This window comes from Candidatus Methylomirabilis limnetica (assembly GCF_003044035.1).
Classification (GTDB): domain Bacteria; phylum Methylomirabilota; class Methylomirabilia; order Methylomirabilales; family Methylomirabilaceae; genus Methylomirabilis; species Methylomirabilis limnetica.
In genome coordinates this window covers 33,946-57,291 of record NZ_NVQC01000009.1, presented here as the reverse complement: position 1 = coordinate 57,291, position 23,346 = coordinate 33,946, and the positions used below count along the sequence as shown (strand labels likewise).

The following is a 23,346-nucleotide window of genomic DNA, read 5'->3' as shown; positions in this document are numbered from 1 at the left end:
TATGTGCCCCTAGGAGATGGCCAGGACGCCGGCGCCGTTGAACCGGCTTTGCTTAAGGAGTTGGAGGGCGTGGTTGGCCTCTTCGAAGGGGAAGACGCGGACCTCGGTTCGGATCGGGATATCTACTGCCAAGCGCAGGAGGTCGCGCACATCCTGCCTGGTGCTGTTGGCCACGCTCCGGACAGTCCGCTCCTGGTATAGTAGGGCGTAGTCAAGCTCCGGGATCGGGCTCATCGTGATGCCGGCGAGTGCGATCGTGCCCCCTTTTCTGAGGACCCGGAGCGCCTGCTGCACCAGCCCCCCGACAGGCGCGAAGATGACCGCGCTATCGAGTAGCCCAGGCGGGTCATCCTCGACCCGTCCCGCCCAGTGGGCGCCTAGCTGGCGGGCCAGGGCGCAGTGCGCCTCGCTCCTGGTAAAGACATAGACCTCGCATCCCCAGTGAACCGCAACCTGGATTGTGATGTGAGCCGAACCACCGAACCCATACAGCCCCAGGCGCTCTCCGGGCCTGACCTCGCTCAGTCGCAGGGCTCGGAGGCCGATGACCCCCGCACAGAGCAAAGGGGCCAGGTGGGCGCTCGAGATGCCGGTCGGGAGCGGATACGCAGATGTCTCTGGCGCAACCACGAACTCCGCATACCCCCCATTCACATGGTAGCCGGTAAAGCGGGCTGCGTCGCAAAGATTTTCCTGATCGCGCCAACAGAAGGCACACCGACCACAGGTGGAGTACAGCCAGGGAACACCCAGCCGATCACCAGCCTGAAAGTGCGTCACGCCCTCTCCGACCTGATCGACGATACCGACGATCTGATGGCCGGGCACGATGGGGAGTGTGGGGAGTGGCAGGTCGCCTTCGATGATGTGTAGGTCGGTCCGGCAGAGACCGCAGGCCTGAACTCGCAGGCGGAGCTCACCCGGGCCCGGGATCGGCGCCGGCAGCTCGATCAGCATGAGTGGATGATCTTCGATCGGGCGCGCACTATTCACACTCAGCGCCCGCATCTACACCTCCTCCACTAACGCCCTATTCAACGAGGCTTAGGAAGGCAAGGGACCGAAGTCTTTTACCGAAAAAGTGCGCAATGCACACCCTCAAGACCTCTTGAAGGCTAGTAGTGTGAGGATGGACAAGAGGCGAGGTAAGCGACTGTTCCAGTCCGCCATGCAGGGCCGAGCGTAGAAATCCCAATGATTCCAATGAGATGGATAAGCTGTCTTGCGCTCGTGGCCGACATCTGGAACAGACCAGCCCACCGCGGGTTGGGCTGATAGCGGGCTCAGCACTGTGCTCTAGCGTAGACCGGCATATCAGGCAGCGATAGAGCTCCAAAAGGTATCCGACAATTCTGAGGAGGCGGATTTCAAAGGCTCTGAGAAGTCGCGGGTCATCATGTAAGACGAGCAGCGTAAGAGCATCCCGAAGCAGGAGGAAGATCTCCTCGTTTGGCTCCGCCTCCTCGACAGATGCACCTGCCAACTCCACGAGGTAGGCTCCCCGACCCAGCCTCCCCAGATCCGCTTTGAGCTCAGCGAACGGCTCGACAGCAGAGAACTCGTTGATCTTGTGGAGGGTTCGATTAGGCAACTCGAAGAAGACGAGTTGCCCGAGCGTGAACAGCTCGAGGCTCCCGCCATATCGGCTACGAATCCGCCTTGCCCCACGAGCAACTGCCCGAACCTTTCCCAGTTGTCTCGTGAAGAACGGAATAATCCGATCTGCTTCGCCAAGATTGTGTCCGCCAATCACAATCGCTTCGGTTGTATGTAAAGGCATGTTTCACGTTCAAGGTTCAAGGTTCAAGGTTCAAGGTTCGAGATCAAAGAGCTTGTCGAGTGTGGCAGCCTATGTCATAGAACTTGGCACTTTTACGGTTGCAGATAGCCAAGCCGCTTCAGCTCATCATCATCCGTCTGCCAGTCACTGCGAACCTTGACCCACAACTTCAAGAAAATCTGGGTGCCGAGCAGCCTCTCGATCTCCGGCCTGGTTAACTCCCCGATTTTCTTCAACATTGCCCCACCACGACCGATTATGATCGCTTTCTGCGAATCCTTCTCGACATAAATGGTCGCCTCGACGTCGGTGAGCGCTCGCCCCTCTCGCGCCCTCACCTGCTCTACCAAAACGGCCACCGCATACGGCACCTCCTGGTAGACCGAGCGGAAGACCCGCTCGCGGATCATCTCTGCGATGATGAACCGCTCGGGTTGGTCAGTTACCTGATCAAGGGGATAAAGGGGCTGTCCCTCCGGGAGGTATTGGATCAGCAGCGACTCAAGGAGCGCAACATTGTCACCTTCAACGGCGGAGATGGGAACGATCTCGGCAAATGGCAGCAGTGTTCGAAAGCGATCGATCGTGGGCAGCAGCCTTTCTTTCTCAACAAGATCGACCTTATTGATGGCGAGAAGGATCGGGAGCTTGACACTCATCATGATCTCCAGGATCAGCTTGTCGTCATGGGAGAGCGGATCGGGGGCTTCCACCATCCAGAGGATTAAGTCAACCCCCTCCAGGGTGTTCGTGGCCGTCTTCACCATCAGCCGGTGAAAGTACCCGCCCGACTTGTCGATCCCTGGCGTGTCCAGGAAGATCAATTGCGCTCCAGGTAAGCTCTTGATCCCCATAATTTTTGCCCTTGTCGTCTGCGGTCTCGGAGACACGATTGAAACTTTCTGTCCCAGCAGGCGATTCATAAGGGTCGACTTTCCCACGTTGGGACGTCCAACAATGGCAATGAAGCCGGATTTATAACTGTTCACATCCAACCCCCCGGTGATTTGCGGCCTCGATTCGATGGTCATCTTTGCTTAGAGGTTAATTCGCTGGAATGGGTTCTGCCTGGAGCGGCGCGGCAACAGTGCGGTGACAATGCTTCCCCCCAACCCGAGGGCGGTTACCGCCAGCATAGCCGACTTTGCTGAAAATGGACTTGCGACGAGGACGCGAAACAGGGGAGGCGCAAGAATGATAATGCCGATAGCAGCCGAGACCAGAGCCGCGATCAGGACTGCGCCGGCCGCGGTGTCCTTTGCCCGTCTCGCGATCGAGCTCACGCCGGGCGATGCGAGGTCCACGGTCAACTCCACTGCAGTATTGAGGAGCTCTGTGATGACGACAAGCGCAATGGCCATGAGCAGCAGGAGGAGATCGACATACGGCAACCCTAGCAGCAGCCCGAACAGCGCGACGAAGCCAGCCACAACGACATGGATGCGCAGGTGCCGTTGCGTCGAGAGTGCATCTGCGATCCCTTCAAGCGCGCAGCGAAACGGATTCAACGAGTCCACAACGCTCATCCACCTTCCATCTCAATGAACGGGGCACCGAGCTGCCTTTCGAGCCTTTTCATTCTCTTCGCCTCAGATGGTATCTGATGGTCATAGCCGAGGAGGTGTAGGATACCATGGATCAGGAGCGCGACCAACTCGTCTTGCAGAGAGTGGCCCGCCGCTGCAGCCTGTCGATCGGCCGTGTCAGCCGAGATCACCACGTCCCCGAGTAGATTCGGCGAGATCGACGCAAACGGCCCTTCACGCATCGCAAATGACAGGACGTCAGTACTGTGGGCTATTCCCCGATACTGCTGGTTCAGGCGGGCCATGGTCCGGTCGCCCACCACCAACAGTTCGCACTCCGCGTCTTCAACCCCTACTGTAGCCAAGGTAGCCTGCCCGACTTTTTTTAGAAATTTCGTGTCGAGGCCGATCTTCCTTTGTCGGTTTATGACCTGTAGTGCCATTCGCCCCCCTTCTACCGGCAGACTCCTTAAAGGCGAATCCCCACATACTCCACCCGTCGGTGGTAATACCGCAAAGAACCCGAACGAAACTCTCCTCTAACGCCCTCCTATCGCCCCTCGGCTGGTAGGGTGGCGGCCTGGTACGCTTCGTAGGCCCTGACAATCTGCTGTACCAACTCGTGTCGCACCACGTCCTCCTCGCCGAAATAGGCGAAATTGATCCCCTCGACCCCTTTCAGGATGCGCTGAACCTCGATTAGGCCGGAAAGTCTACCGGTCGGCAGATCGACCTGGGTAATGTCCCCCGTGATGACGGCCTTTGAACCAAAGCCAAGGCGCGTCAGAAACATCTTCATCTGCTCTGAGGTCGTATTCTGGGCTTCGTCCAGCACGATGAACGCATCGTTCAGGGTTCGACCTCGCATGAAGGCCAGGGGGGCAATCTCGATGGTGCCCATCTCAATCATACGGGTGACGCGCTCCATCTCAACCATATCGTAGAGCGCATCGTACAGGGGCCGAAGGTAGGGGTTGATTTTGTCATAGAGCGTCCCTGGAAGGAAACCCAACTTTTCCCCCGCCTCCACGGCGGGCCTGGTCAAGATGATCCGGTTGACCTCGTGCCTCAGGAGGGCTGACACGGCCATGGCCATAGCCAGATACGTCTTACCGGTCCCGGCCGGCCCTATGGCGAAGACGATGTCGTGCTGGCGGACGGCTTCGATGTAGCTTCGCTGGCCGGGGCCCTTTGGCCGGACCGGCCGCTTCTTTGGCGAAACCTCGATGCTCTCACCCTGGATCTGTCTGAACTCCTCCTTCTCTTGCTTGATGAAGAGACGCAGGGCCAGCTTCACATCCTGAGGGGTTACACGCTCGCCGCGCGTCAGCACCGAGATCAGCTCCGCTACAACCTGCTCTCCGACGGCCACAGCTGAAGCCTCACCATGGATGCTCACGAGTCCATCTCGCGCGACCAGCTTGACCTGCAACGCCTCTTCGATGAGCTTCCTGATCTCGTCCTTGCGACCAAAAAGCTGCTGGATCTCTTCCCCGATGGACAGGGAGACCTTGTGCTCCGGTTGCATCTGCTCCTTGATTATCACTCGGCTATCAGCAGTCAGCTCATTGCTGAACGCTGACAGCTAAGGGCTGCCCTTTACATCAAGATCCAGCTTGATCTTCAGATCCCTAAGCTGCCTCGAGTCGACAGACGAGGGGGCCTTCGTCATCAGATCTTGCGCCTTTTGGGTCTTGGGAAAGGCGATGACGTCCCGAATAGAGGTGGCCCCAGCAAGCAGCGCGATGATCCGATCCAAGCCGAAGGCGATCCCGCCGTGGGGTGGGGCGCCGTACTCAAGCGCCTCCAGGAGAAACCCGAACTTGGCCCTCGCCTCATCCTCACCGATCCCCAAGGCGGCGAACATCTGACTCTGGACATCCCGGCGGTGGATCCTGATGCTGCCGCCGCCCAGCTCCTGCCCGTTCACGACCAGGTCATAGGCCTTGGCGCGGACCTTTCCGGGATCGTCGCCAAGGAGCGGCAGATCCTCGTCCAGCGGCGATGTAAAGGGGTGATGCATCGCCTGCCACCGCCCTTGTTCGGGATTGTATTCAAGGAGTGGGAAGTCGATGACCCAGGTGACCGCAAGCGCGCTCTCATCGATCAGCTTCAACTCACGACCCAATTTGACCCGAAGACGTCCCAGCGCCCCGGCCGCCGTCATCGGCTGATCGGCAATCAGCAACAGGAGATCCCCTGCCTCCCCGTTCAGTCGCTCAGCAAGGCGTTTGAGGATCGTCGGCCCGAGGAACTTGGCCAGGGGTGACTGGATCCCATCTGCGGAAACCTTGAACCAGGCCAGGCCCTTGGCCCCAAACCCCTTCGCACATTCAACCAGCCCATCGATCTGCGTCCTGGAGAATGAGCCGCACCCTTTGACGTTCATCCCCTTCACCGCGCCGCCTTGCGCAATCGGCTCGGCGAACGCCTTTGCCTCGACCCCGCGCAACATCTCGGTCAAATCGGCAAGTTCCATTCCGAATCGGGTGTCCGGTGCATCGAGACCAAACCGGTCGATGGCCTCGGCGTACGTGAGTCGCGGAAAGGGTCTGGGCAGGGAAGGCTTGCCGGCTGCTTCAAAGAGTGCCGCCACCAGCCCTTCCGTCACCTCAAGCACATCCTCTCGATCCACAAACGACAGCTCCATGTCGATCTGGGTAAACTCCGGCTGTCGGTCAGCCCGCAGATCCTCGTCCCTAAAGCACCTGACGATCTGATAGTACCGATCCATCCCTGCGACCATGAGGAGCTGTTTGAAGAGCTGGGGCGACTGCGGCAGGGCGTAGAACTCTCCGGGATTCAGTCGACTCGGGACCAGATAGTCCCGGGCCCCCTCTGGCGTGCTCCGGGTCAGCATGGGGGTCTCCACCTCAACAAATCCGTGTCGATCCAGATAGCCGCGGATGGCTTGTGACACCTTGTGACGCAGGCGCAGGTTGCGCAGCATCGAAGGGCGACGGAGGTCCAGGTACCGATACGTCAGCCGAGTCTCCTCAGCCACGTCAGTCTGCTCCTCAATCGGAAAGACTGGCGGTTTGGCCTCATTGAGGATCTGCGCCTCCTCTACCACGACCTCAATAGCCCCGCTGGGAAGCGCGGTATTCACGGTACCCGGCGGGCGCGCCTGGACCCTGCCGCGAATCGCCACCACAAATTCGGCGCGCATCCGGTGGGCTACCTCATGGGCCTCCGGGTGAAACTCGGGGTTGAAGACCGTCTGGGCAACCCCTTCGCGATCCCGAAGATCGATAAAGATGAGACCGCCGTGGTCACGTCGTCGATGCACCCAGCCCATCAGCACCACGGGCTCCCCCACGTGCTGCGGGCCCAACAGACCGCAGTATTCCGTCCGCTTAAGGAGTCCCATGCTCGCGCTCACACACCGCCTCCAGTCCCACCAGATGCTCGACAATCTGCTCCAGCGCAACTGAGCCCTGGTCAGCTTTCACCATATCCCGCAGCATCACCTGACCTTGCCTGAGCTCATCTTCGCCAAGGATCACACAGTACCGGACCCGCTCCTTATTCGCCTGGCGCATCTGCCCCTTGAGGCTGCGCGCTTCGAGATCCATCAGGCCTCTCATGCCACGACGACGCAGCTCCTGCAAGAGCCCCATCCCGATCCGCTGCGCCTCTCGGCCTATGGTGGCAACGTAGACTCCATGCAGGGCGCCCTCGTCTGAGGCTGACGGAAGAGAGGCCATGACCCGCTCCAGTCCCACCGCGAAGCCGATCCCTGGGGTAGAGGGCCCGCCCATCGCCTCAATCAGGCCGTCGAAGCGCCCGCCGCCGGCCAGAGCATTCTGAGCGCCAAGGCGGGGATTGATCACCTCGAAGGCCGTTTTCGTGTAGTATTCAAGGCCACGAACCAGCCGATCATCGATGGTATAGGGGATCTTCAGGATATCCAGCAGACTCCGAACCTCGGCGAAGTGCGCCGCGCAGGCTTCACACAGGCTCTCGATCGGCTTTGGCGCCTCCGCCACCAGGCTCTGGCAGCCCGCCTGCTTGCAGTCCATAATCCGGAGCGGATTGCGCGTCAGCCTCCCCTGGCAATCATGGCAGAGGCCTGATGACCGATCCGCCATGTAGCGGAGGAGGCGATCTCGGATTGTGGGCCGGCAAGCTGCGTCACCGATCGAGTTGAGGCGAAGCTGCAGATCGGGAATCCGGAGCTCCTCCACCATAAGCGCCCAGAGGAGATCGATGACCTCCGCATCTACCGCCGGCTGATGAGAGCCGATCGCCTCCACGCCAATCTGGTGGAACTGCCGGTATCGTCCCGATTGTGGCCGTTCCCGACGGAACATCGGGCCGAGGTAGTACACCTTCACGAAGGGGAACTGGGTGGCCATTTGGTGTTCGAGGTAGGCCCGGACAACCGGCGCGGTCCCTTCGGGTCGAAGCGTGAGATTGACCTCACCCTGATCGGTGAAGGTGTACATCTCTTTCTCGACAATATCGGTCCCCTCGCCGATGCCGCGGACAAATAGCTCTGTACGCTCGAAGACGGGGGTCCGGATTTCCGCGTAGCCGTATCGCTGTAGGAGAGAACGCGTTGTCGCTTCGACGCGCTGCCACCTCGCGGACTCTTGAGGCAAGAGGTCAGGCGCCCCGCGCACACCTTTCAGTTGCATGCTGGTAGCTGGGAGCTGATGGCTGATAGCTGATAGCTGATTAGTGCAACACTCAACGTGGGCCTATGAGACCGGCTTCCGGTCGAAACGGTGGGTCGACTCGATGAAGCGGACGGTCGCGGAACTGGAGCGCATCACGAGGGAGTGGGTCTGGGCCCCTCCGCCGAAGAAGCGAACCCCCTTCAGGAGATCACCGTCGGTCACCCCGGTTGCGGCAAACATAATGTCGCGCTCTCCCCCTCCGGTTAGATCAGAGATCGTAAATACCTGATCCAGGTCTCGGATCCCCATTCTCAGCGCTTGCTCTGCCTCCTCTTCCGTCTGCGGCTTCAGGCGACCCTGCATGTCACCCCCAATACACTGAAGCGCAGTCGCCGCAAGCGCGCCTTCTCGCGCGCCCCCGACCCCCATGAGGACATCTACGCCTGTCCCTTCGAACGCCACAGCCACAGTAGCGGAGAGGTCACCATCATGAATGAGTTTGATGCGCGCACCGACCCCACGGACCTGTCTCACCAGTTCGGCATGACGGGGTCGGTCAAGAATGACCACCGTGAGATCCTCCACGGAACAGTTCATCGCTTCGGCGATGGCGTGAAGATTCTTCTCAGGGGGTGCGGTGATGTCGATCACCCCAGCCGCCTTAGGCCCGACGGCGATCTTTTCCATGTGGGCATCCGGCACCTGGCGCAGCGACCCCTTCTCAGCGACGGCAATAACAGAGATGGCATTTGGACGGCCACGGGCCACGATCGTCCCGCTTTCAACGGCGTCAAGAGCTACGTCCACCTCAGGAGCGTCGCCCTGGCCAAGGATCTCTCCGACATAGAGGGTTGGCGCCTTGTCGCGCTCACCCTCACCAGTAACGATAGAACCAGTGAAGCTGATGTTATCGAAGGCGTGGCGCATTGCATCGATCGCAGCCTGTTCAGCCGCGCTCGGATTGCCTAACCCCATCCAGCGAGCTGACGAAATAGCGGCCATTTCGGTCGCCCGCACCAACTCAAGCGCCAGGTTTCGGTCCATTATATCTCTCGTCCCGATTCCTTAAAAAATAGCGTTCGGCAATCAGCCCTCAGCGGTCAGCCTCGGACAAACCCCCTGTGTCCCCCCTTTGCGAAGGGGGGGGTTGGGGGGGTTTCATGTGCCGTAGACCGGGCACGCTCCACACCCCTAAAATCAATAGAAGTATAGGAAATACGCGGGATCGAGTCAAGCCTAACTTCTGCAGCTTCACGGACCCTCATACAGTATAGTGGGGGCTAGCGCTTTGGATGCTCTAGCAGGTCGCAGAGCGCGAGGCGGATGAGATCGGCGGAGGCTCCGGCGATTTGGATGGTTTTTACACGGGCGTGCTGACCGGCGGCAATTCGAAGGCGGGAGACCGGCAGGTCAAGAGCCTTGGCCAGCAGGCGGAGGCAGGCCTCGTTCGCCCGTCCATCTACTGGCGGGGCGTTTACCCGAAGCCGCAGGATACCGTCGGCTTCGCCGACGATCGCTTCGCGGGACGCCTTCGGCTGAAGATGGGCACGAAAGGAGGCGGCCTCGCCCTCCTGTCGAACCAGAATCATTACTGAAGCATCGAGGCCACCTCGCGGAGGGAGGGCACAAGCCACTGCTGGATAAACTGGATCGCCAGGATAGCTACGATGGGAGAGATATCGATCCCCAATCGCCACGGTGGCAGTAATTTCTGAATCGGCTGAAGCACCGGGTCGGTAACACGGCAAAGGAATTGGACGATCGGGTTCCAGGGGTCTGGGTTGACCCAGGAGATGACCGCCCGGATGATGAGGACCCAGGTGTAGAGCCCCAGTACCTGGCCCAGAATGGACGCAAATGCATCAATGAAGTGGGCGACGAACGGCATGGTGATTATCTCCTGCCCAGTTCCCGGGATCGAATCGTGGCCGCCTCTACCGCCTCTATCAGGGTCCCGCGCAATCCGCCGCGCTCCAGGACATGCAGCCCGGCAATGGTCGTCCCTCCGGGAGAGGCGACCATATCCTTCAGTTCGGCCGGATGACGACCGCTCTCGAGGACCATCTTTGCTGCGCCCAGGACGGTTTGAGCGGCCAGCAGTCTGGCGACATCCCGCGCAAGCCCCATCTTCACACCGGCGTCAGCCAGCGCCTCGATAAACAGGAACGCGTAGGCTGGGCCGCTGCCGCTCAGTCCCGTCACGGCGTCCAGGTGCGTCTCATCAACCACGACCGCTTTGCCAACCGCGGCGAAGATCGCCTCTGCACACTGCAGGTCTTCGGCTGTCGCATGCTCACCCTTCGCGATCCCGGCGGCACCGGCCAGAACCAGGGCCGGCGCATTGGGCATGGCGCGAATGATCCGCGCCTTGGCGGGCAGGCGCTCGGCGATGAAGGCGATCGTGATGCCAGCGGCAACCGAGATGATCGTCTTGGTCTGATCCACGGAAGCGGCGATCCCCTTCAGCGCCGTCTCCATGTCCTGGGGCTTGACGGCCAGAACCAGGATCGAGGCCTTCGTGGCCACATCGCGGCCCTCGGTCACCGTCTGGATGCCGTGGCGCTGGTGGATCTGCTGTCGTTTCGCCTCGACGATGTCCGAGGCAATGATCTGGTCTGCAGCCACCAGCTTAGCTTCGAGCAGGCCGCGGATTAACGCCTCGGCCATGTTGCCGGCCCCGATGAACCCGATGGTCAGACCTTGTAGCATGCCGCGCTCCTTACGTCCAAAAGGCCTCTCGTCTTATAGCGTCAAACGCTGCGAGAGTCAAGGAGATTTGCCCACCAACTACTCCTTGCGGGGATCGGCAAAGTACGGTATATGGTGGGGACAGCCGATGCGAGATGCGGAAGTCTTGGCGGAACGCCCCATGGGGCCATGCCGCATCCCGGCACACGAAAATGCAACTTCGCCCCCCATCCTCACCTTCCCCCCCGGATCGAGTCCGGGGCAGGCTCTCATGGGGGGAAGGGACACCTCACGCGAGCTCCTCCCCCCTCGGAGGGGGAGGATACAGGTGGGGGGGGATTTTCAAAGGAAGAGTGATTGATGCGACGTGTTAGAGTACGGGTACCGGCCTCAACAGCGAACCTTGGACCAGGGTTTGACACGCTAGGGATGGCGCTGAGCCTGTACAACGAGGTAGAGCTCAGCGACGATGGCGAGGGGCTCCAGCTTCAAGTCGAGGGCGAGGGGAAGGCTGAGCTGGAGCGGGCAGGTGAGCGGAACCTTGCGGTTCGAGCAGCGCAGGAGACGCTACGGGATTTGGGCCTCCAGCCTTCCGGCCTGCGGGTGCACCAGATCAACCGGATCCCGCTGGGGCGCGGCCTTGGCAGCAGCGCCGCGGCCTGTCTCGCCGGGATCGCCGCCGCCGCCCGTCTGGCCCGCGTCGAGCTCTCGACGGATGAGCTTCTCGCTAGAGCGCTGCCTTTCGAGGGGCATCCAGATAACGTGACGCCAGCCTTGATGGGAGGCCTCACGGTTTCTGCCATCGTAGAGGGTCGCGTAGTGGCCGCCAGGGTCCCCGTTCCCGCTCACCTGAAGGCGGTGGTCGTGATCCCAGACCTCAAACTCGCCACCAAGCGCGCGCGGGAGGTGCTCCCCAAGCAGGTCCCGTTTGCTGATGCCGTCTTCAACCTGACCCGCCTGGCCCTCCTGCTCACGGGCCTCGCCACCGATCGCCTGGAACTGCTCGCACCAGGGACTGAAGACCGCCTCCACCAACCCTACCGGGCCGCGCTACTCCCGGGAATGGAGGCGATCCTGGACGAGGGACGGCGGGCCGGGGCGCTGGCTACCTGCCTGAGCGGCGCGGGCTCTTCGCTGCTCGCGCTCACCAGCGGGGATGGTGAGGAAATCGGCCGACGCATGGGGGAGCGATGGCGGCACGAGTTCGGGATCGAGAACCGCGTACGCCTTCTGGAGATCGACCGCCAGGGCCTCGTCTACCTTGAGTGAGGTGCCGGAGTTCCCGTCCGAGGCAGGCGCATGGCCGTCGCCGCCTTTGGCTGCAGGAGGCCGATGCCCCTGTCGCTTGGGTGGGGCGTAACGACGCGCATCAGCCGCTCGCGACCTTTGGGCGTCGGCTTGAGCGCCTCGCTGGGTGCGAGACCTTAGAGACGAGAGGGAATTTCTCTGGATGCCTGATGGATTCAACGGCTAAATCCACATCGAGATCGGGCCAATACAGGTGGTGAGGATGCGGTCGCTCAACGTTCAGCACCTCTGATACCGATGCATCCTTGAACCAAGGAAACTCTTTGAACGGGACGAAGAGCTCCTCGTCGGCCAGCAGCAGCCAGAATCCATGCCTCGAGATATTCGTTACCTCAGTGCCTGAAGTGTTTTTGCCAAGCGTTGCAGATTTCATCGCTGTGCTCCTCGATGAGCGTTTGCGCCGTCCTGAGTTGCCTGGCGATCATACCACAATTCTGCGCCAGTTCGATCTTCGGTTCCAGCCAGAACTTCGCCTCCCCACGTCCACAATGAACATGAACGTGCATTCGGTGCTCCTCGCGGGAGAAGAAATAGAAGCGGAATCCCCCAGCTCTGAATATTGTCGGGCTCAGGGATATCCTCCGTTGATGTTCAGCGCCTAGCGGCTGCTGGGCCGAGATCAAGTTAACTTTCCGGAGCTGCCCACACGATATTGAAAAGACCGGGGCCCGCGGTTACACCTCCGTGAGCTGTTTGCCGTGCTCACGGTAAATGCGCTCGCGGTTGCACACGGAACACTGAAAGATGTGGTACTTGCCTGGCGGGAGAGAATGCACGCTGGGATCAAACTGGAACATGACGAGGCTCGAGAGAAAGGCTCGACCGACGCCGATTCGACGCTTACCCATATAGCTCATGCGACGATGCTTCCTCGACTGCACGGTGGGAGCCGAGGCGCCCGTATCCACTTCGGGATCGCCACACTTCTCGTTCGCGCAATAGACTTCCAGTGATTCCGGATTCATTCCCTCTATCCTCCTGCTTCCCCTAACTACTAGAGATGGCGCTCCGAAATCAAGGTGCCTAAACTATTCAGTGAGCCGCGTTAGACGGCTGCTTATACCGGCGGTTTATCCCTCTAATAACTCGCAGCCCGTCCTGGCGGCCGCCTGGGAGCATGAGCAGTCAAGGGTTGCGCTCATTTTACACTGACAAATCAGGAAGGCTGGTCCCGCGCCAGTCCTTACTTCTTCTCTTGCGCAGCCTCGACGCCGACGATCGTGACGTCGAAGGTCAGGATCTTGCCCGCCAGGGGGTGATTGGTGTCCAGGACGACCGTCTTCTCCTTGACCTCTTTTACGAAGGCCTGCATGGGTTGCCCGTCCTTACGTTGGGCCACAAGATGGGCCCCGACTGTCTGTAATTTCTCCGGAATTCGTTCTTTGGGAACCTCGACGACGGCTTCGGGCCTGATCGGTCCGTAGGCCTCTTCGGGTCGGATCACAACGTGCTTCGCGTCACCTGTGCGCAGGCCGATTAGCGCCTTCTCCAGCCCTGGGATGATCTGCCCCTGCCCGTGGGTGTACGCCAAGGGCTCCTTCCCCTTGTTGGTATCCAGGAGTGTGCCCTTGTCATCGGTCAGCGCGTACTCCAGCTTCACGGTGGAGCCGTTCTCAATCGCGAGATCGCCAGTCTTGGTGGCCTTAACCGGCGCCGTTTCGGGCGGCACGGTCGAGCTGCCTGAACCTGGGCTGCATCCTGAAAGACTCGCCGTCAGGGCAAGGATCATCACCAGGGTAGTCGTAAGCGTCGATACGTATCGGGTCCCCTTCATGCTTCATCCTCCATGGGTGTGACACAGCCAACTGAACCGCTCACGCGTCTGCCTGCGCCACGCGACGCGCGGCAGACAGGTACCGAGGCATAGTACGCCTCCGAGCCGCACGGCGCAACCGAAAAGTCTCACCACGCTCGGCACTGGAATTGTTTGACGAATCCGCTCCTTTGCGATATAGTACCGTGAATTCATGAGGTGATTGACTCGTGCCGTTGCAGCTTGACACGCCGCATCTGTTAGAACGGCCCCAGCAGGTCCGCAGCCGGTTTCCCTTCGGGCTCTGACCTTTCGCGCGCCTCCCCATACTGAGTTTTGAGCGTACGTTACGTTTTCCGCATTCGTGCCGCCCACTGCCGGGCACGGCGCAGTCTATAACCGCATCGAAGAAGGCACATTATGTCACAGCAGCGTACCGATCTCAGGAATCTGGCCATCATCGCGCATGTGGACCATGGCAAGACAACGCTCGTGGACGCCATGCTGAAGCAGAGCCATATCTTCAGGGACAACCAGGTGATGGTTGAACGGGTTATGGACTCTAACCCTCTGGAACGAGAGCGCGGCATCACCATCCTGGCCAAGAATACCGCCGTCACCTATGGGAAAGTGAAAATCAACATCGTGGACACGCCAGGGCATGCCGACTTCGGGGGCGAGGTCGAGCGGGTCCTGAACATGGTGGATGGGGTGTTGCTGCTGGTGGATGCCGTGGAGGGGCCGATGCCCCAGACCCGGTTCGTTCTGCGCAAGGCCCTGGAGCTCCATCATAAGGTTGTGGTGGTTGTCAACAAGATCGACCGTGCGAACGCCCGAATCGACTACGCGACCAACGCGACTTTCGATCTCTTCATCGAACTTGGCGCAACAGAAGACCAGACGGATTTCCCGATCGTCTATACGGACGGCCTCCGTGGTTTCGCTGGGCTTTCTCCAACCTCACTGGCCCCTGACCTGCAGCCCCTGTTCGAGACCATCCTCAGCTCCCTACCTCCCCCCATGGTCGAGCGGGATGGTCCCACGCAGATGCTGGTCAACCTCCTGGCCTATGATGATTATAAGGGCCGGATCGCCATCGGCCGCCTGTACGCCGGCCGTCTGCGCCGAGCTCAGGAGGTCATCCGGATCGCGAAGGATGGAACTTGCTACCCCGGTAAGATAGCTCAGCTCTTTGTGCATCAGGGGTTGGACCGAATCGAGGTCGAGGAGGCGGAGGCGGGTGAAATTGTGGCGGTGACTGGCCTTGCGGAGATTGGGATCGGGGAGACGATTGCCGACAAGGATAACCCTATTGCCCTTCCCCCGCTCCTGGTAGACGAGCCGACTGTACAGATGACCTTCAGCGTGAATACCAGCCCCTTTGCGGGACGGGAGGGGAAGTGGAGCTCTAGCCGCAGCCTCCGCGAACGCCTGTTTAAGGAGCTCGAGCACAATGTCAGCCTGAGAGTCTATGACACAGAGACCCCCGATAGCTTCCTGGTGGCTGGACGCGGCGAGCTACATCTGGTCGTCGTGATCGAGACGATGCGGCGCGAGGGGTATGAACTGCAGGTCTCGAGACCCGAGGTCATCTTTCAGACCGATTTGCAGAGCGGAGAGCGGTTGGAGCCGTTCGAACGGGTCAGCATCGAGGTACCGGAGGAGCAGTCCGGGTTGGTGATGGAGATGTTGGGGGTGCGGCGAGGGCGTCTGCAGGATATGCGTATTGGTGACCAGGGCTTCGTCCACTATGAGTTCATTGTCCCCACGCGAGGGTTGCTGGGATTTCGGCAGGCGTTCCTGACCGCGACGCGCGGGACCGGGCTGCTCAACAGCCTGTTTCACGCCTATGAACCCATGGTTGGCGAGATCCGCGGGCGTGACCGCGGGTCGCTGGTCGCGTGGGAGGCGGGGATCTCCACGTCTTACGGCCTGGCGAGTGCGGAGGCGAGCGGGATCCTCTTCATCGGACCAGGGACCGAGGCGTATGAAGGAATGATCGTCGGCGAGGCGGCAAAAGAACGAGACTTAGAGGTCAATGTCGCGAAGAAGAAGCACCTGACGAACATGCGAGCCTCGACCTCCGATATTTCCGTGCGCCTGACACCGCCACGCCAGATGAGTCTCGACAATTGCGTCGAGTATCTGTCCGAGGACGAACTGCTGGAGGTCACACCGAAGAGTCTACGGCTACGCAAGAAGGTATTAGATAGGCATGGTAGAAAGCGGGTGAAAGTCGCGGGTCGATGACGCGCTGACCCCACCCGACACTATGAGTTCGGGTGGGGTGGTGGTTCTTCGGCGGGAGGCGCGCCCACTACAGGTTCACTCTCCTCGGTCGGTAGGGCACCCTCTTTCTTCCCCATCTTCTTTCGGAGCTTCTCCTCCTTTTTGGTCTTGCGTGCGGTCTCCTTTCGCCGCTTCTCCCCTCGGTACGGTTGGAACTTTCCCGCCATTCACTTTCTCCTTTCTTAGATCGCTTCCTTCTCTTGCGCAGCCTCGGACGAAGCCGCAAGTACTATGGGACAGCCTACGCTTTCGAGATAACGATGTCAAGGGCCTTGAGTGGCGGCGCACCTTGACAGCGTCTGGCGCCTATGACATCTTTCAGTCGTGATGCAGCAGATCGATGTGCTTCAAGAAAAGGTGCGGGGTCTTCCGGATGCGCCGGGCGTCTATCTGTTTCGTGACGGGCGAGGCCATGTGCTGTACATCGGTAAGGCCCTATCGCTGAAGAAGCGCGTCTCCTCCTACTTCACGGAGGCGCCGGACGTACCAGAGCGGTCCCAGATCCGGATCATGATGGAGCAGGTTGCCGATCTGGAGTTCATCATAACGGCAAATGAGCTGGAGGCTCTCATCCTGGAAAGCAACCTGATTAAGAGTCACAAGCCCCGCTACAATATTGCCCTGAAGGATGACAAACATTACCCCTTCCTCAAGCTCGACCTGAAAGAGCCGTTCCCCTGGGTGCAGGTGGTCCGACGGATCAAGGACGATGGCGCGCTCTATTACGGACCGTATGTCCCGACGACCGCGATGTGGGACGTGCTGGCCCTCGTGAATAAGACGATCCCCCTCCGGAAGTGCCGGTCAATCGAGGGCCGACGGCTCTGCCTCGAATATCACCTGGGCCGCTGCGCGGGTCCGTGCGAGGGGCTGATCGATGGGCCCGCGTACGGCGAGCTGGTGGATCAGGCACGACTGCTGCTGGAGGGAAAGGATCAGGACCTGACACAACGACTTGCCAAGCAGATGCGTCAGGCTGCCGAGGCGCTTCAGTTCGAACAGGCGGCGAAATACCGCGACCAGATCGCCTCGCTGCGCCAGGTGTTCGAGCGCCAGCGGATCATCTCGCCACGGGGCGAGAATCAGGATATCTTTGGCCTCGCAGCGGAAGGGGGGGAGGCCCAGATCCAGCTCTTCCTGATCAGGCGAGGCAGACTAATCGGCCGCGAAACCTTTACCTTTGAGCTGAAAGCCGAGACCGCTGGTGACCTTTTGTCCTCGTTGATCAAACAATTCTACCTCGGCGCACGGGACATCCCTCAGGAGATCCTGCTGTCTCACCCTCTGGAAGACGCCCCGCTTATTACGGCGTGGCTCGACTCCAGAGCGAATCGCCGCGTGCAGTTGCTGGTCCCACGGCGCGGGCGTAAGGTGCGGCTCGTCCAGTTGGCGATGACAAATGCGCAGGAGGCCCTTGCGCTGTCGCTCCGATCCTCGCAGAGTCGCGCGCAAGCCCTGAAGGAGCTGCAGGAGGTGCTGGATCTCCCGGCCCCGCCCAGGCGGATCGAGGCCTACGACATCTCGAACATCTCGGGAACGCTGGCGGTCGGCTCCCAGGTGGTCTGGGAGGATGGCAAGCCAAAGAAATCGGCTTACAAGCGCTACAAGATCAAGACGGTACAGGGGCCGGATGACTTCGCCATGCTGGCCGAAGTGGTGCGGCGGCGGCTGAACAAGGCGGAGGAGATGCCGCTCCCCGACCTCATCCTTCTTGACGGCGGCCGCGGTCAGCTCAACGCCGCGCTCGGCGTAGTGAGGGAGCTGGGGCTGCATTCGCTTCCGATGGTGAGCCTGGCAAAGGAGGAGGAGTTGGTCTTTCAGCCGTCCAGGTCCACACCGATCGCACTCCCGGAACGGTCCAGGGCCAGGCAACTGCTTCAGCAGATCCGCGACGAGTCGCATCGGTTTGCCATCACCTACCACCGGGCGCTGAGGGGCAAGTCGGCGATCCGCTCGTTACTGGACGATGTCCCCGGGATCGGGGCCAAGCGCAGGCGCGCGCTACTCACCCAATTCGGGAGCCTTCGTCGCCTGCGCGAGGCCAGCATCGAGGAGCTGCGGCACGCCGCCGGGATCTCCGAGTCGCTGGCCACAACCATTCATGATGTCGTCGGTGCCGTGAGCGTGTAGGATCAGGAGGGGCAAATTAGCTTTCAGTCCCCTCTCCCCATGGCGGGGAGAGGGTGAGAATGAGGGAGGATATATGTTACGTGAAGCGATTAGCACTGAACGCGCACCACAGGCGATCGGACCCTACGAGCAGGCCATAAAGTGGGGTGGCCTGCTTTTCACTTCAGGGCAGATCGCGCTTGATCCGGTTACCGGGACGCTGATCGACGGCGACATCTCGGCTCAGACCCGGCAGGTTCTAGAAAATCTCAAGGCGGTCCTGGAGGCCGGGGGCAGTTCCCTTAATCATGTGATCAAGGCGACTGTTTATCTCACCGATCTGAACAGCTTTGCAAAGATGAACGAGGTCTACGCCGAGTACCTGGGCAACGTCAAACCCGCCCGCTCCACGGTCGGCGTGGCTAGCCTCCCCCGTGGCGCCAGCGTCGAAATCGACCTGGTGGCAATCACACTGTAAATGTAACTACTTAGGTAGATAGACTGTAGGCTTTTAGACTGTAGGAACGCGCACAGATGAGCCAAGCGTTTTTCGAATGCGACGCGAAAATGATGGAGACCGAAAAGGTTCTGGACGCCTTTTGATTCGGTCCATACGCAATGGCTAACAGCCTTCAGCCTATAGCCTAAACACCTGAGTGTTTACCTATAAGTCTTCGTGGTGCTGTATTACCTGCTACGCGACAGGATCAAGCCAGAAAGTGGCAGCCTTGTCCTCCCGTCTCCCATGAATATGTGGGGGCTCACCACGATCACTGGGCACAAAGAAGAAGGGAATGAGGGCATCACCGTAGTCCGATGCTAAAGTTCGGTGTAACTGGGGGTCAAGAGTGAAGCGGGGCAGGGCGGGCTTGCGGTTGGGAGGGGCTACGCTACAGCCGGCGGCCTACGGCCTCGGCAACGGGGCGTAGCTCGTCCATGAGCTGCTGGAACTTCTCGAGTTTCAGCGACTGCAAGCCGTCCGATTGGGCTTCCTCGGGGTTCGGGTGGACTTCGATGATGAGTCCGTCGGCCCCGCAGGCGATCGCTGCCTTCGCCATCGGCGACACGTACTCCCAGTGGCCGGTGCCGTGACTGGGGTCCACAAACACCGGCAGATGGGTCAGTTTGCTGAGTACCGGGATCGCATTCAGATCGAGGGTAAAGCGCGTGCTGGTTTCGAAGGTCCGAATCCCGCGCTCGCAGAGGATCACATTATAGTTCCCCTCGGCAAGGATGTATTCGGCCGCCATCAGGTACTCCTTGATCGTGGTCGCTATCCCCCGCTTGAGCAGGACCGGCTTACCGACCTCGCCGACCCTCTTCAGTAGGGCGAAGTTCTGGACGTTCCTGGCGCCAATCTGCAGGATGTCGGCATACTCCGCCACCAGCTCGGCGTCTGCGGGATTGACCACCTCGGTCACGATCTTCAGGCCGGTTGCCGACCTCGCGACATCCAGAAGCTTGAGCCCCTCCTCTGCCATGCCTTGAAAGGCATAGGGCGAGGTGCGCGGCTTGAAGGCCCCCCCACGGAGCACCTTCGCTCCAGCCGCCTTGACCGCCTGGGCGGTCTGTAGCATCTGGGCCTCGCTTTCTACGGAGCACGGGCCAGCCATAACTACAACAGCCTGTCCGCCGATCTCCAGATCGCCGACCTTGACAACACTCTTACCGCCCTTGACTTCCCGGCTCGCCAACTTGAACGGCTGCAGGATCGGGAGTACGGTTTCCACCCCTGCCATCAACTCCAGCGATTGCAGGCGGTCCTTGCTCCGCTCGTCCCCAATGGCCCCTATGACCGTTCGCTGTGTACCCTGAATGACATGGGCCTGGTATCCGAGCGCCTCTACACGCTGAATGACTTCTCGGATCTGGCTCTCGGGAGCTCCCGTTTTCATCACGATAATCATGCCCTTACCCTGGCGGCGACCGCTATTCTGGCGAGCGCCCGGTCCAAGGCAGCCCGGGCCCTGGTATGATCGATGGTGTCGTCGCTGAGGCTGCGCAGCCGCTCCTCTGCCCTCACCTTTGCCTGTTCGGCCCTGGCTATGTCGATCTCTTCCGGTCGCTCTGCCGTCTCCACCAGGATGATCGCCTTGTCGGAACGAACCTCGGCATACCCGCAGTTGACGGCAAGAAACCTCTCCTGCTGCCCCTTCTTATAGGAAAGCTCCCCAATCTTCAGCGTCGCCATAAAGGGGATGTGGCCGGGCCACACGCCGAAATGCCCCTCTTGTCCGGGGGCCACCAGCTCTTCGACCTCTTCGCTGATGATCAGCCGCTGAGGCGTCACCACCTCAAGCCTGAAAGTTTGCTTATGCCGCTCTGCCATCACTTCCTCAGAAAACGTCTCTTGCGTCCGTCGCGTCCCAGGGCCCCAAAGGCCATGACGTGACGGCGCTTACGATACTTTACGTTACTTGTGCCCCGCGAGCTTCTCTGCTTTCTCCCGGGCCTCGTCGAGAGTCCCGACCATGTAGAAGGCCTGCTCCGGCAAATCGTCCACCTTCCCCTCAATCAGCTCCTTAAATCCTTGGACAGAGTCCTTCAACTTGACGTAGCGGCCGGGTTGGCCGGTGAACTGCTCCGCCACGAAGAAGGGCTGGGAGAGGAAACGCTGGACCTTTCGCGCGCGCGCCACCACAAGCTTATCCTCCTCTGACAGCTCGTCCATCCCCAGGATAGCAATGATGTCCTGGAGCTCCTTATATCGCTGAAGGATCTTCTGTATCGCTCTGGCCATGGCGTAATGCTCTTCCCCCACGATACGGGGGTCGAGGATGCGCGAGGTGGAGGCCAGCGGATCAACTGCAGGATAGATCCCCAACTCGGTGAGCTGTCTGGAGAGGACCGTCGTTGCATCCAGATGGGCAAAGGCCGTCGCCGGCGCAGGGTCGGTGATGTCGTCGGCCGGTACGTAGATCGCCTGGACGGAGGTAATGGAGCCGGTTTTGGTCGAGGTGATCCGCTCCTGCAGCTCGCCCATCTCCGTCCCAAGCGTCGGTTGGTAGCCGACGGCTGAGGGCATCCGGCCCAGTAGCGCCGAGACCTCGGATCCGGCCTGCGTGAAGCGGAAGATATTGTCAATGAAGAGCAGCACATCCTGCTTCTCCTCATCCCTGAAGTATTCGGCAACGGTCAACCCGGTGAGCCCGACCCGCAGACGCGACCCTGGCGGCTCGGTCATCTGGCCATAGATCAGGGCGGTCTTCTCAATAACCCCGGACTCCTTCATCTCCAGCCAGAGGTCGTTTCCTTCGCGGGTCCGCTCGCCCACCCCCGCGAAGACCGAGATGCCGCCATGCTCCATGGCAATGTTGCGGATAAGCTCCATGATGACGACGGTCTTGCCGACGCCGGCACCACCGAAGAGGCCGGTCTTGCCGCCCTTGGTGTACGGCTCCAGCAGATCGATGACCTTAATACCGGTCTCCAGGATCTCGACCTTCGTCACCTGTTCGTCGAAGGCTGGGGCGGGGCGATGGATCGGGTAGTGCGCCTTCGCGTCCACCGGCCCCATCTTATCCACCGGCTCCCCGATGACGTTGATGATCCGACCGAGGGTGGCTCGGCCCACCGGAACGGTGATCGGCGCGCCGGTGTCGACTACCGGCATCCCCCGGACAAGCCCGTCGGTCGAGGAGAGGGCGATGGTTCGGACGCGGCCCTCTCCCAGGTGTTGGGCCACCTCCAGGACCAGGCGCTCGCTGTAAGAAAAGATATCCTTGGCCTGCTCGCCCTTGACCTCAAGGGCGTTGTAGATGGCCGGTAATGTTCCCGGTTCAAACTCGACATCGACAACGGGCCCGATGACCTGCACGATCTTTCCTGCGCTCATGCTCCCACTCCTGGCCAAAAGTCAGCTATCAGCTATCAGCTATCAGCTCTTAGCAAAAGCGCTGAAGGCTGACAGCTACTTTTACCCACGCGCCTGTCGTAGCGCTTCGGCCCCTCCGACCACCTCGAGCAGCTCTCTGGTAATTCGTTCCTGCCGCGCCTTGTTGAACTGCAACGTAAGCAGGTCGATCATCTCCGTGGCGTTCCTGCTCGCCGCATCCATGGCGGTCATCCGGGCGCCGTACTCACCGGCCAGCGATTCCATGAGCGCTCTGTACACCTGCACCTCGACGTGTTTGGGCAACAGCCCCTCCAGGATCGCCTGCGGCGAGGGCTCGTAGATAAAATCGACGGCGGCAAGCTCCTCTGAAGCCTGCAGCGGCTCGATGGGTAGTAGCCGCTCCACGACGACCCGCTGGGTCGCGACCGACTTGAACTCATTATAGATCAGATGGATCTCGTCCGCCTCTTCAGCCACGTAGGCGTTCGCCAGCTCTTGGCCCAAAGCGGCCGCATGGTCGTACGCCAGCCGATCGAAGAAGCCGATCTGTTCCGATCGAATGGCGTAGGGACGTCGCCGATAGAAATCGCGCGCCTTGCGTCCAACCACCACCAGGGTGACGGTCACCTCGTCAGCCGTTCCCCGAAGCATCTCCAGGGATCGGCGCATGATGTTGCTATTAAACCCCCCGCAGAGCCCCTTATCGGACGCGATGACCACCACGATCTTCCTGCTGGTTTCGCGTCTGCGGAGCAACGGATGATACTGGGGGTCAGCTCTCAGCGCCAAGCTGGCCAGCACTTCCTGCATCTTGAACGCATAGGGGCGGGCCTCCAGGATGCGCTCCTGGGCTCGGCGCAGCTTTGCCGCCGCCACCAGCTTCATCGCCTTGGTGATCTGCTGCGTGCTCTTGACCGATGTAATGCGCCGCTTAATGTCTCGTAGTGTGGCCATGGCTTCACTGAGAGTTTCGGGTTTCGGGTTTCGGGTTTCGGGTCAATTTATACTTCGCACCTCTGATTCCCGACTTGCGCAGGTACGTCATCAACCCACCGATCATCCGACTGATCTCGTCGGCCATGGCTAGCAATTGACCACGCTGGTCCGGGTCGATATACCCCTGATCTCCCGCTACATAGATTTGCGAGACGACCTCACCTGCCGAGCCTTTCGCCACTGCAAGGAACTGCACAAATTCGGCTGTCCCGCTTCTTTCGAAACCTTCGGCGATGTTGGACATAATCGAAACACTGGCCCTTCGAATCTGGTCGCGCAACGCAAAGTCTTTGGCAAACGAACCGTGACCTGAAATCGTGTAGACCTCGCGCGTCAGTTCCCGCGCTTTCTGCCATACCTCGATGTCCTCAAGGCGTTGGAAAGTGGCCATTAGCTAGAAGTTTCGAACTCCGTGTTCCGAGTCAACTCGAAACCCGAAA

26 protein-coding genes are annotated in these 23,346 nt (G+C 60.4%); 4 read left to right on the top strand and 22 right to left on the bottom strand.

Annotated features, from left to right (window positions below):
• Positions 1 to 9: 9 nt before the first annotated feature.
• From CLG94_RS01410 to proC, 12 genes are all read right to left on the bottom strand, one after another.
• Positions 10 to 1,008, bottom strand: a complete 999-nt coding sequence (locus tag CLG94_RS01410) for a zinc-dependent alcohol dehydrogenase family protein (RefSeq protein WP_107561116.1) — start codon at positions 1,006 to 1,008, stop codon at positions 10 to 12.
• Between the two features lie 22 nt (positions 1,009 to 1,030).
• Entirely contained in the window at positions 1,031 to 1,780 is a 750-nt protein-coding gene (gene recO, locus CLG94_RS01405) for a DNA repair protein RecO (protein WP_107561115.1), read from the bottom strand.
• A gap of 92 nt (positions 1,781 to 1,872) precedes the next feature.
• The gene (gene era, locus CLG94_RS01400; RefSeq protein ID WP_239993062.1) at positions 1,873 to 2,811 is read right to left on the bottom strand and encodes a GTPase Era; all 939 of its coding nucleotides are present in this window, start codon (positions 2,809 to 2,811) and stop codon (positions 1,873 to 1,875) included.
• 6 nt (positions 2,812 to 2,817) lie between these two features.
• Entirely contained in the window at positions 2,818 to 3,306 is a 489-nt protein-coding gene (locus CLG94_RS01395; RefSeq protein WP_107561114.1) for a diacylglycerol kinase family protein, read from the bottom strand.
• Positions 3,303 to 3,749 carry an rRNA maturation RNase YbeY gene (ybeY, locus tag CLG94_RS01390; protein WP_107561113.1) on the bottom strand — a complete coding sequence of 149 codons (447 nt, stop codon included), beginning with the start codon at positions 3,747 to 3,749 and terminating at the stop codon, positions 3,303 to 3,305. The genes CLG94_RS01395 and ybeY overlap by 4 nt, the downstream gene beginning before the upstream one ends.
• Before the next feature lie 107 nt (positions 3,750 to 3,856).
• The gene (locus CLG94_RS01385) at positions 3,857 to 4,834 is read right to left on the bottom strand and encodes a PhoH family protein (RefSeq protein WP_107561112.1); all 978 of its coding nucleotides are present in this window, start codon (positions 4,832 to 4,834) and stop codon (positions 3,857 to 3,859) included.
• A gap of 57 nt (positions 4,835 to 4,891) precedes the next feature.
• Entirely contained in the window at positions 4,892 to 6,676 is a 1,785-nt protein-coding gene (gene aspS / locus CLG94_RS01380) for an aspartate--tRNA ligase (RefSeq protein ID WP_239993061.1), read from the bottom strand.
• Positions 6,663 to 7,946 (bottom strand): histidine--tRNA ligase, encoded by a 1,284-nt coding sequence (gene hisS, locus CLG94_RS01375; RefSeq protein WP_107561110.1) that lies wholly within the window; start codon positions 7,944 to 7,946, stop codon positions 6,663 to 6,665. Before hisS ends, aspS begins: the two co-directional genes overlap by 14 nt.
• Before the next feature lie 63 nt (positions 7,947 to 8,009).
• Positions 8,010 to 8,972 carry a class II fructose-bisphosphatase gene (glpX, locus tag CLG94_RS01370; protein WP_107561109.1) on the bottom strand — a complete coding sequence of 321 codons (963 nt, stop codon included), beginning with the start codon at positions 8,970 to 8,972 and terminating at the stop codon, positions 8,010 to 8,012.
• 236 nt (positions 8,973 to 9,208) lie between these two features.
• Positions 9,209 to 9,517: a DUF167 domain-containing protein gene (locus tag CLG94_RS01365; RefSeq protein ID WP_107561108.1), complete on the bottom strand. Its 309-nt coding sequence runs from the start codon at positions 9,515 to 9,517 to the stop codon at positions 9,209 to 9,211.
• Positions 9,517 to 9,816 carry a YggT family protein gene (locus CLG94_RS01360; protein ID WP_107561107.1) on the bottom strand — a complete coding sequence of 100 codons (300 nt, stop codon included), beginning with the start codon at positions 9,814 to 9,816 and terminating at the stop codon, positions 9,517 to 9,519. The genes CLG94_RS01365 and CLG94_RS01360 overlap by 1 nt, the downstream gene beginning before the upstream one ends.
• Before the next feature lie 5 nt (positions 9,817 to 9,821).
• A complete protein-coding gene (gene proC, locus CLG94_RS01355) occupies positions 9,822 to 10,637 on the bottom strand; it encodes a pyrroline-5-carboxylate reductase (RefSeq protein ID WP_107561106.1) in 816 nt (271 codons plus the stop codon).
• 339 nt (positions 10,638 to 10,976) lie between these two features.
• Between proC and thrB the strand changes: the two genes are divergently transcribed.
• A complete protein-coding gene (thrB, locus tag CLG94_RS01350; RefSeq protein ID WP_107561105.1) occupies positions 10,977 to 11,885 on the top strand; it encodes a homoserine kinase in 909 nt (302 codons plus the stop codon).
• Positions 11,886 to 11,985: 100 nt separating this feature from the next.
• Here thrB and CLG94_RS01345 read toward each other — a convergent pair whose 3' ends face one another.
• From CLG94_RS01345 to CLG94_RS01330, 4 genes are all read right to left on the bottom strand, one after another.
• On the bottom strand, positions 11,986 to 12,297 hold the full coding sequence (locus tag CLG94_RS01345) for a DUF2442 domain-containing protein (protein WP_107561104.1): 312 nt from the start codon (positions 12,295 to 12,297) through the stop codon (positions 11,986 to 11,988).
• Positions 12,257 to 12,430 (bottom strand): DUF4160 domain-containing protein, encoded by a 174-nt coding sequence (locus tag CLG94_RS01340; RefSeq protein WP_320414601.1) that lies wholly within the window; start codon positions 12,428 to 12,430, stop codon positions 12,257 to 12,259. The genes CLG94_RS01345 and CLG94_RS01340 overlap by 41 nt, the downstream gene beginning before the upstream one ends.
• Positions 12,431 to 12,598: 168 nt before the next feature.
• Positions 12,599 to 12,889 carry a hypothetical protein gene (locus CLG94_RS01335; RefSeq protein WP_107561103.1) on the bottom strand — a complete coding sequence of 97 codons (291 nt, stop codon included), beginning with the start codon at positions 12,887 to 12,889 and terminating at the stop codon, positions 12,599 to 12,601.
• A 218-nt stretch (positions 12,890 to 13,107) separates the two neighbouring features.
• The gene (locus CLG94_RS01330) at positions 13,108 to 13,698 is read right to left on the bottom strand and encodes an FKBP-type peptidyl-prolyl cis-trans isomerase (protein WP_239993060.1); all 591 of its coding nucleotides are present in this window, start codon (positions 13,696 to 13,698) and stop codon (positions 13,108 to 13,110) included.
• Positions 13,699 to 14,097: 399 nt separating this feature from the next.
• Between CLG94_RS01330 and typA the strand changes: the two genes are divergently transcribed.
• The gene (gene typA, locus CLG94_RS01325; RefSeq protein WP_107561102.1) at positions 14,098 to 15,927 is read left to right on the top strand and encodes a translational GTPase TypA; all 1,830 of its coding nucleotides are present in this window, start codon (positions 14,098 to 14,100) and stop codon (positions 15,925 to 15,927) included.
• 20 nt (positions 15,928 to 15,947) lie between these two features.
• Here typA and CLG94_RS13365 read toward each other — a convergent pair whose 3' ends face one another.
• Positions 15,948 to 16,133, bottom strand: a complete 186-nt coding sequence (locus CLG94_RS13365) for a hypothetical protein (protein WP_107561101.1) — start codon at positions 16,131 to 16,133, stop codon at positions 15,948 to 15,950.
• 160 nt (positions 16,134 to 16,293) lie between these two features.
• Between CLG94_RS13365 and uvrC the strand changes: the two genes are divergently transcribed.
• Positions 16,294 to 18,096: an excinuclease ABC subunit UvrC gene (gene uvrC / locus CLG94_RS01315; protein WP_107561100.1), complete on the top strand. Its 1,803-nt coding sequence runs from the start codon at positions 16,294 to 16,296 to the stop codon at positions 18,094 to 18,096.
• Between the two features lie 73 nt (positions 18,097 to 18,169).
• A complete protein-coding gene (locus CLG94_RS01310) occupies positions 18,170 to 18,553 on the top strand; it encodes a RidA family protein (protein ID WP_107561099.1) in 384 nt (127 codons plus the stop codon).
• Positions 18,554 to 18,965: 412 nt separating this feature from the next.
• Here the strand turns inward: CLG94_RS01310 and aroF are convergent, their stop codons facing one another.
• The 5 genes from aroF to CLG94_RS01280 form a co-directional block, all read right to left on the bottom strand.
• Positions 18,966 to 19,982: a 3-deoxy-7-phosphoheptulonate synthase gene (aroF, locus tag CLG94_RS01300; RefSeq protein ID WP_107561097.1), complete on the bottom strand. Its 1,017-nt coding sequence runs from the start codon at positions 19,980 to 19,982 to the stop codon at positions 18,966 to 18,968.
• Positions 19,979 to 20,404 (bottom strand): F0F1 ATP synthase subunit epsilon, encoded by a 426-nt coding sequence (locus CLG94_RS01295; RefSeq protein ID WP_107561096.1) that lies wholly within the window; start codon positions 20,402 to 20,404, stop codon positions 19,979 to 19,981. Before CLG94_RS01295 ends, aroF begins: the two co-directional genes overlap by 4 nt.
• An 84-nt stretch (positions 20,405 to 20,488) precedes the next feature.
• Positions 20,489 to 21,910 (bottom strand): F0F1 ATP synthase subunit beta, encoded by a 1,422-nt coding sequence (gene atpD / locus CLG94_RS01290; RefSeq protein ID WP_107561095.1) that lies wholly within the window; start codon positions 21,908 to 21,910, stop codon positions 20,489 to 20,491.
• A gap of 81 nt (positions 21,911 to 21,991) precedes the next feature.
• Positions 21,992 to 22,864 carry an ATP synthase F1 subunit gamma gene (gene atpG, locus CLG94_RS01285; protein ID WP_107561094.1) on the bottom strand — a complete coding sequence of 291 codons (873 nt, stop codon included), beginning with the start codon at positions 22,862 to 22,864 and terminating at the stop codon, positions 21,992 to 21,994.
• Positions 22,865 to 22,868: 4 nt separating this feature from the next.
• The gene (locus CLG94_RS01280) at positions 22,869 to 23,297 is read right to left on the bottom strand and encodes a four helix bundle protein (protein WP_107561093.1); all 429 of its coding nucleotides are present in this window, start codon (positions 23,295 to 23,297) and stop codon (positions 22,869 to 22,871) included.
• Positions 23,298 to 23,346 lie beyond the last annotated feature (49 nt).